The 15,080-nt window shown below is 41.6% G+C and carries 14 protein-coding genes; 11 read left to right on the top strand and 3 right to left on the bottom strand.

The features are described 5' to 3' along the window. Window positions 1-2: 2 nt before the first annotated feature. Window positions 3-668 carry a carboxypeptidase-like regulatory domain-containing protein gene (locus tag FPL27_RS20035; protein ID WP_235893396.1) on the bottom strand — a complete coding sequence of 222 codons (666 nt, stop codon included), beginning with the start codon at window positions 666-668 and terminating at the stop codon, window positions 3-5. 687 nt (window positions 669-1,355) lie between these two features. Between FPL27_RS20035 and hisG the strand changes: the two genes are divergently transcribed. The 5 genes from hisG to FPL27_RS08040 all read left to right on the top strand — a co-directional run bounded on the left by hisG (window position 1,356) and on the right by FPL27_RS08040 (window position 6,564). Next, a complete protein-coding gene (gene hisG / locus FPL27_RS08060) occupies window positions 1,356-2,216 on the top strand; it encodes an ATP phosphoribosyltransferase (RefSeq protein WP_143960604.1) in 861 nt (286 codons plus the stop codon). A 7-nt stretch (window positions 2,217-2,223) separates the two neighbouring features. Continuing rightward, window positions 2,224-3,519 carry a histidinol dehydrogenase gene (gene hisD / locus FPL27_RS08055; protein WP_143960603.1) on the top strand — a complete coding sequence of 432 codons (1,296 nt, stop codon included), beginning with the start codon at window positions 2,224-2,226 and terminating at the stop codon, window positions 3,517-3,519. Next, a complete protein-coding gene (gene hisC, locus FPL27_RS08050; protein WP_143960602.1) occupies window positions 3,516-4,580 on the top strand; it encodes a histidinol-phosphate transaminase in 1,065 nt (354 codons plus the stop codon). The genes hisD and hisC overlap by 4 nt, the downstream gene beginning before the upstream one ends. After that, the gene (gene hisB / locus FPL27_RS08045; RefSeq protein ID WP_143960601.1) at window positions 4,577-5,671 is read left to right on the top strand and encodes a bifunctional histidinol-phosphatase/imidazoleglycerol-phosphate dehydratase HisB; all 1,095 of its coding nucleotides are present in this window, start codon (window positions 4,577-4,579) and stop codon (window positions 5,669-5,671) included. Before hisC ends, hisB begins: the two co-directional genes overlap by 4 nt. Window positions 5,672-5,769: 98 nt before the next feature. Continuing rightward, window positions 5,770-6,564 carry a tetratricopeptide repeat protein gene (locus tag FPL27_RS08040; RefSeq protein WP_143960600.1) on the top strand — a complete coding sequence of 265 codons (795 nt, stop codon included), beginning with the start codon at window positions 5,770-5,772 and terminating at the stop codon, window positions 6,562-6,564. Here FPL27_RS08040 and FPL27_RS08035 read toward each other — a convergent pair. Beyond that, window positions 6,548-7,438: an ATP-grasp domain-containing protein gene (locus FPL27_RS08035; RefSeq protein ID WP_143960599.1), complete on the bottom strand. Its 891-nt coding sequence runs from the start codon at window positions 7,436-7,438 to the stop codon at window positions 6,548-6,550. The two genes, FPL27_RS08040 and FPL27_RS08035, sit on opposite strands and share 17 nt — an antisense overlap. 96 nt (window positions 7,439-7,534) lie before the next feature. Between FPL27_RS08035 and FPL27_RS08030 the strand changes: the two genes are divergently transcribed. Beyond that, window positions 7,535-8,281 (top strand): polyprenol monophosphomannose synthase, encoded by a 747-nt coding sequence (locus FPL27_RS08030; protein WP_143960598.1) that lies wholly within the window; start codon window positions 7,535-7,537, stop codon window positions 8,279-8,281. Between the two features lie 9 nt (window positions 8,282-8,290). Here FPL27_RS08030 and FPL27_RS08025 read toward each other — a convergent pair whose 3' ends face one another. After that, window positions 8,291-9,508 (bottom strand): ABC transporter permease, encoded by a 1,218-nt coding sequence (locus tag FPL27_RS08025; RefSeq protein WP_143960597.1) that lies wholly within the window; start codon window positions 9,506-9,508, stop codon window positions 8,291-8,293. A 40-nt stretch (window positions 9,509-9,548) separates the two neighbouring features. Between FPL27_RS08025 and FPL27_RS08020 the strand changes: the two genes are divergently transcribed. The 5 genes from FPL27_RS08020 to FPL27_RS08000 all read left to right on the top strand — a co-directional run bounded on the left by FPL27_RS08020 (window position 9,549) and on the right by FPL27_RS08000 (window position 15,066). Continuing rightward, entirely contained in the window at window positions 9,549-10,748 is a 1,200-nt protein-coding gene (locus tag FPL27_RS08020) for an exo-beta-N-acetylmuramidase NamZ family protein (protein ID WP_143960596.1), read from the top strand. Between the two features lie 163 nt (window positions 10,749-10,911). Next, window positions 10,912-11,835 carry a methionyl-tRNA formyltransferase gene (gene fmt / locus FPL27_RS08015; RefSeq protein ID WP_143960595.1) on the top strand — a complete coding sequence of 308 codons (924 nt, stop codon included), beginning with the start codon at window positions 10,912-10,914 and terminating at the stop codon, window positions 11,833-11,835. 64 nt (window positions 11,836-11,899) lie between these two features. Then, on the top strand, window positions 11,900-12,394 hold the full coding sequence (locus tag FPL27_RS08010) for a dihydrofolate reductase (RefSeq protein WP_143960594.1): 495 nt from the start codon (window positions 11,900-11,902) through the stop codon (window positions 12,392-12,394). Between the two features lie 9 nt (window positions 12,395-12,403). Then, window positions 12,404-13,660, top strand: a complete 1,257-nt coding sequence (locus FPL27_RS08005) for a competence/damage-inducible protein A (RefSeq protein ID WP_143960593.1) — start codon at window positions 12,404-12,406, stop codon at window positions 13,658-13,660. An 83-nt stretch (window positions 13,661-13,743) separates the two neighbouring features. Further along, entirely contained in the window at window positions 13,744-15,066 is a 1,323-nt protein-coding gene (locus tag FPL27_RS08000; RefSeq protein WP_143960592.1) for a dihydrolipoamide acetyltransferase family protein, read from the top strand. The last annotated feature ends 14 nt before the right edge of the window (window positions 15,067-15,080 follow it).

Here is a 15,080-nt window from a genome sequence, read left to right as displayed (position 1 = left end):
GTTTACACTTTCGATATTGTTTGGATCAATATCAAGGAATCTACTTGATGTGGTTGCACCCCCTTCGTTGAATGCTGAGCATTTGTTCCAGAGTTAAATGGAACACCATCCACAATAAACAAGGGTTGGTTGGAACCTGTGGCTGAGGAATAACCCCGAATAATGATGTTAGTACCAGCTCCAGAGGTACCATTGGTAGCTGTGATGTTCACACCCGCCACTTTACCTTGCAATACTCGTGACACGTCCGCTTCTGGCCTGTTGGTGATAAGCTCCTCACCCACTGTAGTTACAGCATATCCAAGGGCTTTTTTATCCCTTTCGATTCCAATGGCTGTCACAACTACTTCCGAAAGCTGTGCTGCATCCGTCGCAAGAGTAATGTTGATATTGCTCCTATCTCCGATAGGTATTTCCTGTGTAGTGAGTCCTACATAGGAAATGATCAAGACATTAGAGCCTGCCGGAACGCTGATCGAGAAATTACCATCCAAATCTGTGGTGGTCCCGATCGAAGTTCCCTTAACGAGGATGGTTGCCCCAGGCAACCCCTCCCCGTCCTCCTCGGATATTACCGTACCGGTAACTACCCGCTGCTGTTGCGCCATAACATGGCCGTTAGCGGCCATGACGAGAAACGCAAGGACAAAGAGTAAAACTTTTCTCATAAGGTTGTTTATAGTTTAGTTATAATATAAAGTAAAATTATTTATTGCATTTTTCAAATTTTAACATTTTACATTTTCCTAATCAACTATTTACAACATTTTGTATTTTGTACAATTACAGATCCTTAAAAATTGAAATAAATATATTTAATCTTAGAATAGTTATTTTTCAACTTATTTTAAGGTATGAGCGGTAATATTTATATTTAATCGGTTTTTTTTTTAAAAATTAGAAAACCATAATTTAGTCACCTTACTGACAGTACAAAAATCGGTTTGTGAGTGCAAAATGAGATCTTCTTGGGACCTCCAAAAAGGGTTCTAAATCCTCACTTTGATAATTTCAATTTATTTTTAAATAAAAACAGGGCACATATCCCCAAAATATCGGTCTACATTTCAAAACAATATAGCTTTGAATACATTATTGAAGAGTAAGCTTTAAAAAGTTTTGTAAATCCAAATAAGCTACTTAATTTTGGTCCAGATGAACAACCCTAAGCAACATATCTATACTTGCACTTTTTCAGTGGCGTCTGCCTCTGTTCATCATTTCCATCATTCCTCTTAAAGAGGAATATTATTTACATATCGCCCCCATTGTGGGCTTAAGCTAAGCTTTTGTCCCTGTGTCTTTTCAGAAAGACCACCATCTCCAATTTCACAATTGAACTTATCCAATCCATCATGGAAAATATTATCCGTATTGCCGTTCAGAAAAGCGGTAGATTAAGTGAAGATTCCCTAGCCTTGCTAAAAGAATGTGGGATCAAATTTTACAATGGCGGAGGGAAGCTTAAGTCCCCTTCCTCCAATTTCCCCATCGAGTTTTTGTTCCTGCGTGATGACGATATTCCTGGCTATGTAGCCGACGGGGTAGCCGATATTGGAATTGTGGGAGAGAATGAACTGGTTGAAAAAAACAAAGAAGTTGTAACCCTTCATAAGTTGGGATTTTCAAAGTGTCGCCTTTCCCTTGCAATCCCAAAAGGCCAAGAGTATTCCGGTCTGGAATATTTCAACGGAAAAAACATAGCAACTTCCTACCCCCGTATTTTGGAAAACTACCTTGCTGAAAACAACATTCAGGCAGAAATCCATGAAATATCCGGTTCGGTAGAAATTGCTCCGAGTATTGGTTTGGCTGAAGGAATTTGTGATATTGTAAGCTCGGGTTCTACCCTGATGATGAATGGTCTAAAGGAAGTGGAGAAAATCTTCAACTCCGAAGCCGTGTTGATCAGCCACAAGGGACTGAACGGCGAAAAACAGGCAATTATTGACAAATTACTTTTCCGTATCAATGCTGTGCAAACGGGTAAAAGCAACCGATATGTGCTCCTCAATGCCCCGAATGGTGCCCTAGAAAAGATTACGAGTTTGATACCTGGAATGAAAAGCCCAACCATTCTGCCCTTGGCCGAAGAGGGTTGGTCATCAGTTCACTCCGTGATTCCGGAGGATCAATTCTGGGAAGTAATTGAGGAATTGAAGGATGCCGGTGCACAGGGAATTTTGGTAGTACCGATTGAAAAAATGGTAATATAACACGAAGATGAAAATATTGAACAACCCTTCCAAAAAGGATTGGAAAAAAGAAATCGCAAGGCCTGTATTTAAGACTAAAGAAATACAGAAACTGGTCAAGCCCATCATGCGAAAAGTAAAACGTCAAGGCGACAAGGCCCTTCAGAAGTTTGCTTTCGAATATGATCATGTAGAAATCACAGAATTGTTGGTCAGCCGACAGGAGATCGTAGAGGCAAAGGAGAATGTTTCGACTGAGCTGAAGCAAGCCATTCAGCTAGCCCTCGAAAACATTAAGAAATTTCACGAGGCCCAACAGACACCCGACCTGAAAATGGAAATCATGGAAGGTGTCTCCTGTATGCGGAGGAGCGTACCTATTCAGCGGGTTGGGTTATATGTACCTGGAGGAACAGCACCTTTGTTTTCAACAGTGTTGATGCTTGGCGTTCCAGCCAACATTGCAGGTTGTGAAGAAATTGTCCTGTGTACTCCACCAAACAAGGAAGGCCAAATACACCCAGCGATCCTGTACACTGCCGACCTGATTGGCATTGATAAAATAGTAAAAGCAGGTGGTGCTCAAGCCATTGCAGCCATGACCTTCGGCACAGAATCAGTACCCCAGGTGGATAAGATTTTTGGCCCAGGCAATCAATATGTAACCGCAGCCAAACAACTGGCAACCAAAAAAGGAGTGGCAATAGATCTTCCTGCAGGTCCCTCAGAAGTGTTGGTGTATGCGGATGAAACGGCAGTTCCTGCTTTTGTGGCTGCAGATCTGCTTTCCCAGGCCGAACACGGGGTTGACTCCCAGGTCATCCTGGTAGCAAACAGTGAAAAAGTAGCTAAGGCAGCCATTATGGAAGTGGACAAACAGCTTGAGAAACTTCCAAGAAAAGCCATTGCCGAAAAAGCGCTTGAGAATTCCGTTGCCGTGGTGATGCCTAATCCAGACAAGGCACTCGAACTAATCAACGAATACGCTCCAGAGCACTTGATTTTGGTGGTAGAAAACAGTGACGAAGTAGCCTATAAGGTTAGAAATGCTGGGTCAGTATTTATTGGGAACTTCACTCCTGAGTCGGCCGGTGATTATGCTTCAGGCACCAACCATACGCTACCCACTTACGGCTACGCCAAGAATTACAGTGGGGTATCTCTTGATAGTTTTGTGAAGAAAATAACTTATCAGAAACTTAGCGAGGAAGGCATTAAAAACCTAGGACCAACTATAGAAGTAATGGCTGGAGCTGAGCTTTTGGAAGCTCATAAAAATGCGGTAACCCTCCGTCTGCAATATTTAAACGGTGAGCAATCATGAGTTTTGAACTTCAAAAAATGTTAAGACCACACATTGCAGGTCTTAAACCCTATAGCTCAGCAAGGGATGAATATGCAGGAACGGAGGGAGTTTTTCTTGACGCCAATGAAAACCCATTTGGATCCACTGCACCGGGTAGTTTCAATAGATATCCTGATCCATATCAGAATGAGATTAAAGAAAAGCTTGCTGAGATAAAAAGCGTAAACCAAAATCAAATCTTCTTGGGAAATGGTAGCGATGAAGCTATAGACTTATTGCTGAGAGCGTTTTGCAACCCTGGTAAAGACAACATCATCATCCTCCCTCCTACTTATGGTATGTATGAGGTAAGCGCAGCTATAAATGACGTAGCAATTAAAAGGGTGGAATTGAGCGAAGATTTTCAGTTGAAGCCGAAACAAATCTTGGCGATGGTGGATAATTACACCAAGGTTATCTTCATCTGCAGTCCCAATAACCCCACTGGCAACTTGATGGACAAAAATTCCATAGTTCAGATCTTGGAAAATTTTGACGGAATAGTAGTAGTGGATGAGGCATATATTGATTTTGCTCCAGAGGTCAGCATGATATCTGAATTAGGAAAATATCCCAATTTGGTCATCATTCAAACCTTTTCAAAAGCATGGGGATTGGCATCCTTGCGTATTGGGATGGCTTTTTCATCCGCAGAAATCATCGCTATTCTCAACCTTATCAAGCCTCCTTATAACATTTCGGGCCTCACCCAAGAAAAAGTACTTAAAGCCCTGTCCCAGCCCAATGCTGTCCACGGAATGGTCGGCAAGATTATGGAAGGGAAAAAGGATTTGGTGAAAAAATTAGAAGGGATGGCAGAGGTTAGCAAAGTCTATCCATCCGATGCAAACTTTGTCTTAATCAAGGTCAAAGAGGCCCGAGAGATTTACCATTATTTGATTGAAGAGAAAATCATCATCCGTGACCGCAGCAAAGTGGCCCTTTGTGAGGACTGCTTGCGTATCTCTGTAGGCACCCCAGAAGAAAATGAGGTGTTCTTGAATGCATTCGGGGCATATTTTAAACAAACCGTAAAATGAAAAAAGTATTGTTTATAGACCGTGACGGCACCATCATCCTCGAGCCGCCGGTTACCTTTCAAATAGATAGCTTGGAACTGCTTGAATTTTATCCAGGGGTCATTTCCAACCTTAAAAAAATTGTTGATGATACGGATTATGAATTGATCATGATTACTAATCAGGACGGTTTGGGTACATCTTCTTTTCCCGAGGAAACATTCTGGCCCGCCCAAAACAAAATGTTGAGGATATTGGAGCAAGAAGGCATAGCTTTTAGGGAAATCCATATCGACAAATCTTTTGAGCACGAAAATCTTCCAACTCGCAAACCAGGAATAGGTTTGCTACAACATTTCCTGAACGGGAATTATGACCTGGAAAACAGCTATGTAATTGGTGACAGGTTGTCGGATGTGAAGCTTGCCGAAAACTTGGGAGCAAAATCCATTTTTATCGGGGAGCCCCATGAAGCTGCCACTTTTTGCACAAAATCATGGGAGGAAATTCATGAATTTTTGAAAAACCCAGCTAGAAAAGCTTCTGTCCAGAGAAAGACTTCAGAAACGGAAATCCAAATTGAGGTCAACCTAGATGGTAGCGGCAAATGCAGTATTGATACCGGATTGCCATTCTTTGATCACATGCTCGAGCAACTGGGCAGACATGGTGGAACAGACCTTTCTATTCAAGTAAAGGGCGATCTGCACATAGATGAGCACCACACTATTGAAGACACTGCTTTAGCTTTGGGTGAAGCTTACTTGAAGGCTTTAGGAGACAAAAAAGGCATATACCGTTATGGTTTTCTCCTTCCAATGGACGACGTGTTGGCTCAGGTGGCGATTGATTTTGGGGGCAGGCCATGGACGGTGTGGGATGCTGAATTTAAGAGAGAAAAAATTGGGGACATGCCTACTGAAATGTTTTTTCACTTCTTCAAATCATTCAGCGACACTGCCAAATGCAATCTTAACATCAAGGCTGAGGGTCAAAACGAGCACCATAAAATCGAAGCAATCTTTAAGGGATTGGCCCGTGCGATTAAAATGGCTGTTGCGTACGATCCTAAAAGCAAAGATCAATTGCCTAGTACCAAAGGCGTTTTATAATACTTCTGGGGTCTATTTTGTTAGGCCCCAGGAATATTTTTTAAGGTTAGGTTTTTAATTTAAAAACTTATTCATTAGTTTCGGGTAAAACCACAGCCATGAAACACCCCAATTTTATCATTTACATTTTTGTCCTTGGACTTTTCTCCTGCAGCAGTACATTTGAAAGCGGTGAAGCCTACTATCAGAGTGGTAATTATGAGAAAGCCGTTTCCAGCCTCAATAAAACCCTTTTCTTCAACATAACAGACCTCAAAGCACTTCATTTAAGAGCAAGGGCTTATGAAGAATTGGGGGATTACGAAAGTTCTGCTAAGGATTACAAGACCATCATCAGGCTAAAGCCTACCTACGCACAAGCACACGCAGGACTAGGAAGCCTGGCCTTCAAATTAAAAGATTACAAAACAGCTGAAAAGCATCTCCTGATAGCATCCTACCATGATTCAGAAGATTTTGAGATACTTTTTTTACTTGGAAGAGCCATGATAGTCAATGAAAACTATAAATCTGCTGAAGAATTTTTAGAACTAGCCAAAGAGCTAAGGCCTAAAGAACCGATGGTATATTATTACCAGGGCATTGCTAGAGGAAAACTGGGTGACCCTGCCGGTACGGCCGGTGCTTTTAACATGTACGTGACATTGGAACCTGAAAGTCTACAAGGCCTTTATAACAGGGGATTCGCTTACATGACTATTGGGATGAGGGAATGGGCAATTGAGGATTTTGACAAAGTGCTTGAGAAAAACCCCAAGCACTATGAAGCAATGGCACGCAGAGGAGTTTGCCTTACCAAAAAAAACCCAAATAAGGCATGTTCCGATCTTAATTTGGCTGCTAAGAACGGGAGTAAATATGCTTTAGAAAACTTGGCTAAATACTGCCAATAGTTAGTTTTTCTTTCAAAGCCATAATATAGTTGGCCTTAGCCTCCGGATGTGTAAAAAGGAACAAATAAGGTTCAATTAACTCCAGCTCCATCAGATAGAAAACTCCTTCAATCATTACACCATCTACCCTAGCGTAAAGGCAATCTTGGGCAAAATCTTGGATTATCAGCTCAGCGTTTCTCATAAGCGATGGACAAGGTTGTATGCTAGTGATTTTGCCGCCAAAGAAATGCTGAACCCTAAAATCACCATCCTTAGGACTTTTCAGAACAGCGTGAGAGAATTTATTATTGAAAAATATTAGGCTATACTCACCTTCAGCAACAATTTCCGGTATAAAAGGCTGAAGTAAGAAGTCCTCATTTTTCACTAACTCTTCTAGGTTGGAGCTAATGGCATCAGTTTCCCCTTTATGGAGTTTAATGGTATTTTTTGCTCCCCCACTTATTGTAGGCTTGAATATTAGGTCATCAGTTGAAAACTCAACAAACACATCTTCCAAATATATTGGCTGATTTTTCTGCAGGAAATGAGTTGGAATGATCTTGTGGCCTTTTTCCTGAATTTCCTGCAAGTATTTTTTATCAGAATTCCATAGAATGGTTTTCAAATTATTGAAAACGGGAATCCCTGATTCAATTATGGTCTGGCACCAAGTGGTGAATTCCACATAACGGTCAAAATAATCCCAAGGGGATTTGACTACCAAGTGGGTATACTGTGACCAATCTACAGCCCTGTCAGACCAAACTTCAAATTTGAAGTCAAAACCTTCGGCAGTAAGTAGTTCCGAAAGAATAGAGTCTTCACTTTCTGCATTATTGTTATAATCTCCAAGTGACTCGCAAGTCACCACACCTATTTTCCCCGTCATGTCTTGATAAGTTTGAAGGGTTAAATTTGGTATTTTTTTCCGTAAAAAACGGTTAAATTATCATATAGTTATAAATTTGATCTTTTATTATCAGAAATGGCAGATAGCAAGCTCGTAATTATTCCAACTTATAATGAAATGGAAAACATCCATGACCTTATTGAAAAGGTGATGAGTTTGCCTGGGAAATTCCATGTTTTAATAATTGATGACGGCAGTCCAGATGGCACGGCAGCAGAAGTAGCCAAATTACAGGAAAATCACAAGGACCAACTTTTCCTCATCAACAGAGGGCAGAAACTGGGTTTGGGCACCGCTTATATAGAGGGATTCAAGTTTGCCCTTAAAAACGGCTATGATTATATTTTCGAAATGGATGCTGATTTTTCCCATAATCCAGATGACTTAGTCAAGCTTTACAATGCTTGCATAAAAGATGGATTTGACATGGCCATCGGTTCTCGATATATCACGGGCGTAAACGTAGTCAACTGGCCTATGGGAAGGGTGCTCATGTCCTTTTTCGCCTCCAAATATGTTCAGTTTATCACTGGCCTCCCCATAAAAGATACCACTGCAGGTTTTAAATGCTATCATAGAAAGGTCTTGGAAGCAATTCACCTTGATAAAATCAAATTTATCGGTTATGCCTTCCAGATTGAGATGAAATTCACCGCGTGGAAATTGGGTTTCAAAATAGTTGAAATCCCCATTATCTTCACAGACCGCACCAAAGGAACCTCCAAAATGTCTAAAAACATCTTTAAAGAGGCAGTGTTAGGAGTGATACATATGAAAGTCAAAAGTATTTTTAAGCCGAAGAAATACCGTCGTTCAGCATAAAATGCTCCTTTAATCAAACCTGATTGCTTTTATTGGCTTTACATTAGCAATCATCATAGCCGGAATAAACAGCACGGCTGTGGTTACCACCACAATGAGTACATTCAACCCAATCAAATAAGCCCATTCCCAGTGTACGGGCACATAGTCCATGTAATAATTCTCCGGGTCCAGCTTGATAATCCTAAACTTGTCCTGTATAAAGCCAAATCCAAGCCCGATAAGGTTGCCTATCAACATCCCCCGGCCAATAATCCTAATCCCGTTCCATACAAAAATCCTTCTAATCTGACGGTTGCGTGACCCCAAGGCTTTCAAAACTCCAATCATTTGGGTTCTTTCCATGATAAGGATAAACAATATGGAAACCATATTGAAGGCAGCCACAAAGAGGATCAAAACCAAAAAGACATACACATTATTATTGAGTAATAGCAGCCAATCAAAAATCTGAATATACTTATCTGTAACTTTAACCACATTGAGATCATAGTCCACCCAGTCATAAAAGTCATCGGCGTATTGATCAATTTTGCTAGGGTCATGGATAAAGACCTCAAAACCGCCGACTTTATCCTTGCTCCAACCATTGAGGTTTCGGATGGTCTGTATGTCGCCAATGATGATCCTGTCGTCAAAATCCTCTAAAAACGTTTCATAAATCCCAACCACGTCAAACCTTCTGTATCGTGGAGGATCCTGCACAAAATACATGGTGATTTTATCCCCAACTGAAAGCAAAAGCTTATTGGCTATGGTTCGACTGACCAGTATTTCGTTAGAAGCAGCTTGGTCGTCAAAATTGATAAAGCGTCCTTCCTTAAGAGATGTTGAAAAAGTTTCCACATCAAAACTCTCCCCCACCCCTTTGAGAATTACGCCTTCCACTTCCTCATCGCCTTTGAGCAGACCCGGCTTCTGGGCAAATTCCTGCACGTGGGATATGTAGGGAATATCCTGGTAATTTTTATAAAATTGACTGTTTTTGGATGTGGGGGTGTCGTCCAAGATATTTCCTGCCGAAAAGCGGTGCACTTGATAATGCCCTGTAAATGAGAAGACCTTTTCAGCAATCACATGCCTGAAACCGCCTAAAATCAAGAAAGCAATCAGCAATATGGCCAAACCTATTGATATACTGGCTACAGCGATATTGTGTATGGTGCCAGTAAAACCGCCGGTCCTTTTAAAGCTAATTCTTTTGGCAATGAAATAGGAAAGGTTCAAGGAGTTGTTTTATTTTGTTTAAAATCCTTTGCAAATTAACATGAAGCATTTAAAATTAATATTTATCCTAGGTTTTTTAGTCAACACCTTGGCTTTTTGCAGCCCTGCGGAAAACCGTATGTCAGAAGACGAACAGGAAAATCAAAACACCGCCATTACCGGAGCGGATCGACATGATGAATACCTTCACATGATTGATGGCAAAAATATTGGCATGGTGGTGAACCAAACCTCTATTTTGACACAACAAGACAACCTCCATCTAGTGGATTTTCTCCTTGGAAAAAATCAAAAGGTGAAAAAAGTATATGTGCCTGAGCATGGATTTAGAGGTGATGCCGATGCCGGGGAGAAAGTGGAAAATGAAGTAGACCAGAAAACAGGTCTGCCCGTAATCTCGCTATATGGCAACAACAAAAAGCCAAGCAAAGAGGCGTTGTCAGGGATTGATATTTTGATCTATGACCTGCAAGATGTTGGTGTTAGATTTTACACCTATATCAGCACCCTTCATTATGTCATGGAAGCCGCTGCAGAGCAAAACATCCCGGTGATCATCCTGGACAGGCCTAATCCAAACGGAGATTATGTAGATGGCCCAGTACTAAAAGAAGGCTTTACCAGTTTTGTAGGAATGCACCCCATACCAGTTGTTCATGGACTCACTGTAGGAGAGCTTGCACAAATGATCAATGGAGAAGGTTGGTTGAAAAACAAGGTGAAAGCGGACATAACTATTATCAAGGCTGAAAACTGGGACCACTCTCAGGCTTACTCCTTACCTGTCAAGCCCTCACCAAACTTGCCTAACGACATTTCGATTAGATTGTATCCATCACTTTGCTATTTTGAAGGTACGGATATCAGCTTGGGAAGAGGCACCACTTTTCCTTTTCAAGTGTATGGCTACCCGGATGAAAGCTTCGGAGATTTCAGCTTCACCCCAAAAAGCATCACAGGTATGTCCAAAAACCCTCCCCATCAGGATAAAACCTGCTATGGTAAGGATTTGAGAAATGAGGATTTATCCCACCAATTTACCCTAACCTATTTACTTGATGCTTATAATAAGTCTGGTAAGAAGGAAAAGTTTTTCAACGCCTTCTTTGACAAGCTTGCCGGCACGGATCAATTGAGAAAAGACATCCTTGCTGGTAAACCAGAAAAAGATATACGGGCCTCATGGGAAAAGGACCTGAGCGAATATGAAAAAATGAGGTCTAAATACCTTCTATATTAGATACCTTCTGAATGTTATTAATGAGAGATGGACAGATATGTCCATCTTTTTTTTTTATAACCTAAATATTACTGCTTAGTCCAGTAAGCACGGGGACGATTTGCTCAAAAAATCGTAATATTGAACAGGAAAAGGCCTTTTCAATAGGAAAGTTATAAGTATTATGGAAAAAACACTTCGGATTATATATATGGGCACGCCAGAATTTGCGGTGCCTTCATTAGATATATTGGTAGAAAATGGCTGGAATGTGGTAGCGGTGATCACCGCTCCCGACAGGCCCAAGGGAAGAGGACAGAAACTAATCCCCTCCCCCGTCAAAGAGGCTGCATTGAAACATGATCTGCCTGTACTCCAGCCAACAAACCTGAAAGATCCGGAATTCCTAGAGGAACTTCGTTCATATAAGGCTGATCTGCAGATTGTCGTAGCTTTTCGCATGTTGCCGGAGGCTGTTTGGAATATGCCCGCCAAAGGCACATTCAATCTTCACGCTTCACTGTTGCCTAATTATCGTGGTGCGGCACCTATCAATTGGGCCATAATGAATGGGGAAAAAGAAACTGGTGTAACTACATTCTTTTTAAAACACCAGATCGATACCGGAAACCTTATTTTTCAGGAAACAGAACCAATTCAACCAGATGATAACGTCGGTTCACTTTATGTACGATTAATGGAAAGAGGGGCAAAACTTGTTTTAAAAACTGTTGAGGCTATTCAGGAAGGCTCTGTCAATCCTACACCCCAGGACGAAAGCCGAGCCCATCATGAGGCTCCAAAAATCTTCAAAGAAACGTGTATGATCAACTGGGACCAGTCGGCTGAAGATATTCACAATCACATCAGAGGGTTAAGTCCCTACCCTGCTGCCTGGACGGAGATTGATGGCAAGTCCTGTAAAATTTTCGCCAGTGAAGTATTGGAAAAATTATCAAATTCCAATCCGGGGACCTTTGATTCAGATGGAAAACATTACATACATTTTCACACCCAAGACAATTTATTGGGTATAAAAGAATTGCAGTTACAGGGCAAAAAGCGTATGGGGGTTGAGGAATTTTTGAGGGGAAACAAATTGCAATAGAATTCCATTTAATTGACATAACCTTCTAAGAAGGATAACTTGTACAACTTAAAGCATTTTTGAATTGAAAGTCTCTCTGATTGTAGCTAAAGCCGAAAACAATGTAATCGGCAAAAATAATGATCTTGTCTGGAAACTCTCTGACGATCTTAAGCATTTCAAAAGAACCACACTAGGCCAACATCTGATAATGGGCCGTAAGACTTTTGAATCCATGGGCAAGCCCCTTCCTAACCGCACTTCAATAGTGGTAACCAGAAAAGAAAATTACACCGTCCCTGAAGGCCATTATTGTGTGCAATCTCTTGATCAAGCATTTTCTTTAGGGAAAAAGTTAGGGCTGGAAAAAGTTTTTATTGCCGGCGGGGGTGAAATCTATAAAATGGCCCTGCCTCAAGTAGATGAAATGGTCATAACGGAAGTTAAAGCCAAACCACAGGGAGACACTTTTTTTCCTGAATTAGATTGGGAAAATTGGAAAGAAACCCAGCGCGAACATTTTGAGCAAAGCGAAAAAAACGAATACTCGTTTGACATTGCTTTTTACAAAAGAAAATAGCCGTAAGTCATGAGAGAAATTAGAGCAGAGATCTTGGCTATAGGCGATGAACTCCTGTACGGTCAAATCATGGATACTAATAGCCTGTGGATAAGCCAACAGCTGACGGACATTGCAGTTCGAGTGGTTCATAGGGCTACCCTTAGTGATGAGGAAAAGGCAATATTAGAGGCATTTGAAGCAGCTGAAAAGCGAGCGGATATTGTCTTGATCACAGGAGGTTTGGGCCCTACCAAAGACGACCTTACTAAACCTGTGTTGGCAAAATATTTTCAATGCAAAATTGAACTTGTACCAGAAGCCTTAGAGGCGGTAAAATCTTATTTTGAAAAACGAGGCAGGGAGCTTACTGAGCTAAATATTCTACAAGCACATCTTCCCACAAAATGCACCTATGTTCCAAACACCATGGGTACGGCCCCAGGCATGTGGTTTGAGGAAAACAACACGCTTTGGATGTCCATGCCTGGTGTACCTCATGAGATGAAAAAGCTGATGGAAACCTTTGTATTTCCACAATTAAAAAAGCGTTTTTCCCTGCCTGTCATTTATCATAAAGTGGTAAAGACTGTAGGCATTGGGGAGAGTTGGCTTGCTGATAAAGTAAGCGAATGGGAAGAGGCTTTGCCACCTCACATCAAGCTCGCTTATTTGCCTTCCATCGGACTGGTTAGGCTCCGGTTAACTGCGTTTGGAGAGGATGAAAAAAAATTGGCGATTGAGGTTAAAGAGCAAATAGAAAAGCTGCAACCTTTAGCAGGAAAGTATATTTATGGTTTTGATAACACGAGTTTGGAAGAAGCTGTAGGGCAACTTTTGAGGAGTCAAAATAAAACTGTAGCTTTAGCCGAGAGCTGTACAGGGGGATATATTTCTCACCTGATTACGAGTGTGGCAGGATCTAGCGCCTACTTTAGCGGTAGCATTGTGCCTTATCACAATCAGTTTAAGGAACAGATTTTAGGTGTTAATTCACAGACCCTGGTGGATCACGGTGCTGTGAGCGAAGAAACGGTGGTAGAGATGGCAATGGCTGTTCGAGATAAATTCGGAGCGGACTATGGTCTTGCCAGCAGCGGGGTGGCTGGTCCCGGTGGTGGCTCTGATGAAAAGCCAGTTGGTACTGTCTGGATTGCCTGCGCATCAGAAACCGGAGTAAGAACTAAGCGGTTGCAATTGACCGATGATAGGTTGATCAATATCCAGCTATCAGCAATTTCGGTTTTGAATTTGCTTAGATTGGAAATAAATCAAATAACAGAATGAATTTTTACCTGAATGATTTTGGAAAGCAGGAATTAAAATTTAATTTTAAAATTCAGAAATAAACCCAATTAAATAATTTTCATATGGCAACAGTAGAAATGGTGATGCCCAAAATGGGTGAGAGCATTATTGAGGGTACCATCCTTACTTGGCTGAAAAGCGAGGGGGATGCTATCGAACAAGATGAATCTGTGTTGGAAGTGGCCACTGACAAAGTGGACACCGAAGTTCCAGCCACTCATGCAGGCGTACTTAAACAGATTTTAGTAAAAGAAGGCGACGTAGTAGCCGTTGGTGCACCAATTGCCATCATTGAGATTGAAGGCGAATCAAACGGCACAAGTGCCCCTGCAGCCGCTACTTCTCAAGTACCAAAAGAAGAAAAAGAGGAACTTTTAGCTGCTGCGCCAAGCCAAACCTCTACGATTGTTTCCCAACCTGCAAACTCTGGTGAGGGTGATGACAGATTTTATTCTCCACTTGTACTTTCGATTGCCAAGGAAGAAGGGATCAGCAGGTCAGAACTTGCTTCAATTCAAGGATCCGGTAAATCAGGCCGTGTGACCAAAAATGACATGCTTGCCTATGTGAAGCATAGAAAAAGCGCACCACAAGCCGTTTCTCAGTCTACACAAGCCGCCACCACTCAACCAGCTGCCCCAACACCAGCTCCAAAAGTAAACGTGAGCGTAAATGCTGGAGATGAGATCATCGAAATGGACAGGATGCGCAAAATGATTGCAGAAAGAATGGTGGATTCTAAGCGTATTTCCCCACATGTGACCTCATTTGTGGAAGCAGACGTGACCAATATTGTACTGTGGAGAAATAAAGTAAAGAACAGCTACAAGCAAAAGCATGGAGAGGCACTAACTTTTACTCCATTCTTCGTTGAAGCTGTAGCCAAAGCAATACAGGACTTCCCAATGATCAACATTTCAGTAGATTGGGACAAGATCATCAAGAGAAAAGACATCAATATTGGTGTAGCGGTAGCTCTACCATCGGGCAATCTTATTGTGCCTGTAATAAGAAATGCAGACCAACTCAACCTAACTGGACTTTCCAAGAAGATCAACGATTTGGCAAGCCGAGCAAGGGTCAATAAGCTTTCTCCAGATGAGCTTTCAGGAGGCACTTATACTGTGTCAAATGTAGGCTCTTTTGGTAATGTAATGGGTACACCTATCATCATGCAGCCTCAAGTTGCCATCTTGGCGGTAGGTGCTATCACCAAAAAACCTGCGGTGGTCGAAACCCCAACAGGTGATGTAATCGCCATTAGACACAAGATGTTCCTATCCCATTCCTATGACCACAGAGTAGTGGATGGTTCTTTGGGGGGACAGTTTGTGAAAAGAGTGGCTGAATACTTAGAGGCTTTCGATTTAAATACCAATATTTAAATGCTATTTAAATA

The organism is Litoribacter populi, assembly GCF_007483685.1.
In the GTDB taxonomy this organism is placed as follows: Bacteria; Bacteroidota; Bacteroidia; order Cytophagales; family Cyclobacteriaceae; genus Litoribacter; species Litoribacter populi.
Note: the sequence above shows the minus strand (reverse complement) of the source record. Positions and strands in the feature narration are given on the sequence as shown.

Excerpts from the sequence above, each read along its gene's own strand:
- FPL27_RS20035 (WP_235893396.1), bottom strand. The coding sequence starts at position 668 with ATGAGAAAAGTTTTACTCTTTGTCCTTGCGTTTCTCGTCATGGCCGCT.
- hisG (WP_143960604.1), top strand. The coding sequence starts at position 1,356 with ATGGAAAATATTATCCGTATTGCCGTTCAGAAAAGCGGTAGATTAAGT.
- hisD (WP_143960603.1), top strand. The coding sequence starts at position 2,224 with ATGAAAATATTGAACAACCCTTCCAAAAAGGATTGGAAAAAAGAAATC.
- hisC (WP_143960602.1), top strand. The coding sequence starts at position 3,516 with ATGAGTTTTGAACTTCAAAAAATGTTAAGACCACACATTGCAGGTCTT.
- hisB (WP_143960601.1), top strand. The coding sequence starts at position 4,577 with ATGAAAAAAGTATTGTTTATAGACCGTGACGGCACCATCATCCTCGAG.
- FPL27_RS08040 (WP_143960600.1), top strand. The coding sequence starts at position 5,770 with ATGAAACACCCCAATTTTATCATTTACATTTTTGTCCTTGGACTTTTC.
- FPL27_RS08035 (WP_143960599.1), bottom strand. The coding sequence starts at position 7,438 with ATGACGGGGAAAATAGGTGTGGTGACTTGCGAGTCACTTGGAGATTAT.
- FPL27_RS08030 (WP_143960598.1), top strand. The coding sequence starts at position 7,535 with ATGGCAGATAGCAAGCTCGTAATTATTCCAACTTATAATGAAATGGAA.
- FPL27_RS08020 (WP_143960596.1), top strand. The coding sequence starts at position 9,549 with ATGAAGCATTTAAAATTAATATTTATCCTAGGTTTTTTAGTCAACACC.
- fmt (WP_143960595.1), top strand. The coding sequence starts at position 10,912 with ATGGAAAAAACACTTCGGATTATATATATGGGCACGCCAGAATTTGCG.
- FPL27_RS08005 (WP_143960593.1), top strand. The coding sequence starts at position 12,404 with ATGAGAGAAATTAGAGCAGAGATCTTGGCTATAGGCGATGAACTCCTG.
- FPL27_RS08000 (WP_143960592.1), top strand. The coding sequence starts at position 13,744 with ATGGCAACAGTAGAAATGGTGATGCCCAAAATGGGTGAGAGCATTATT.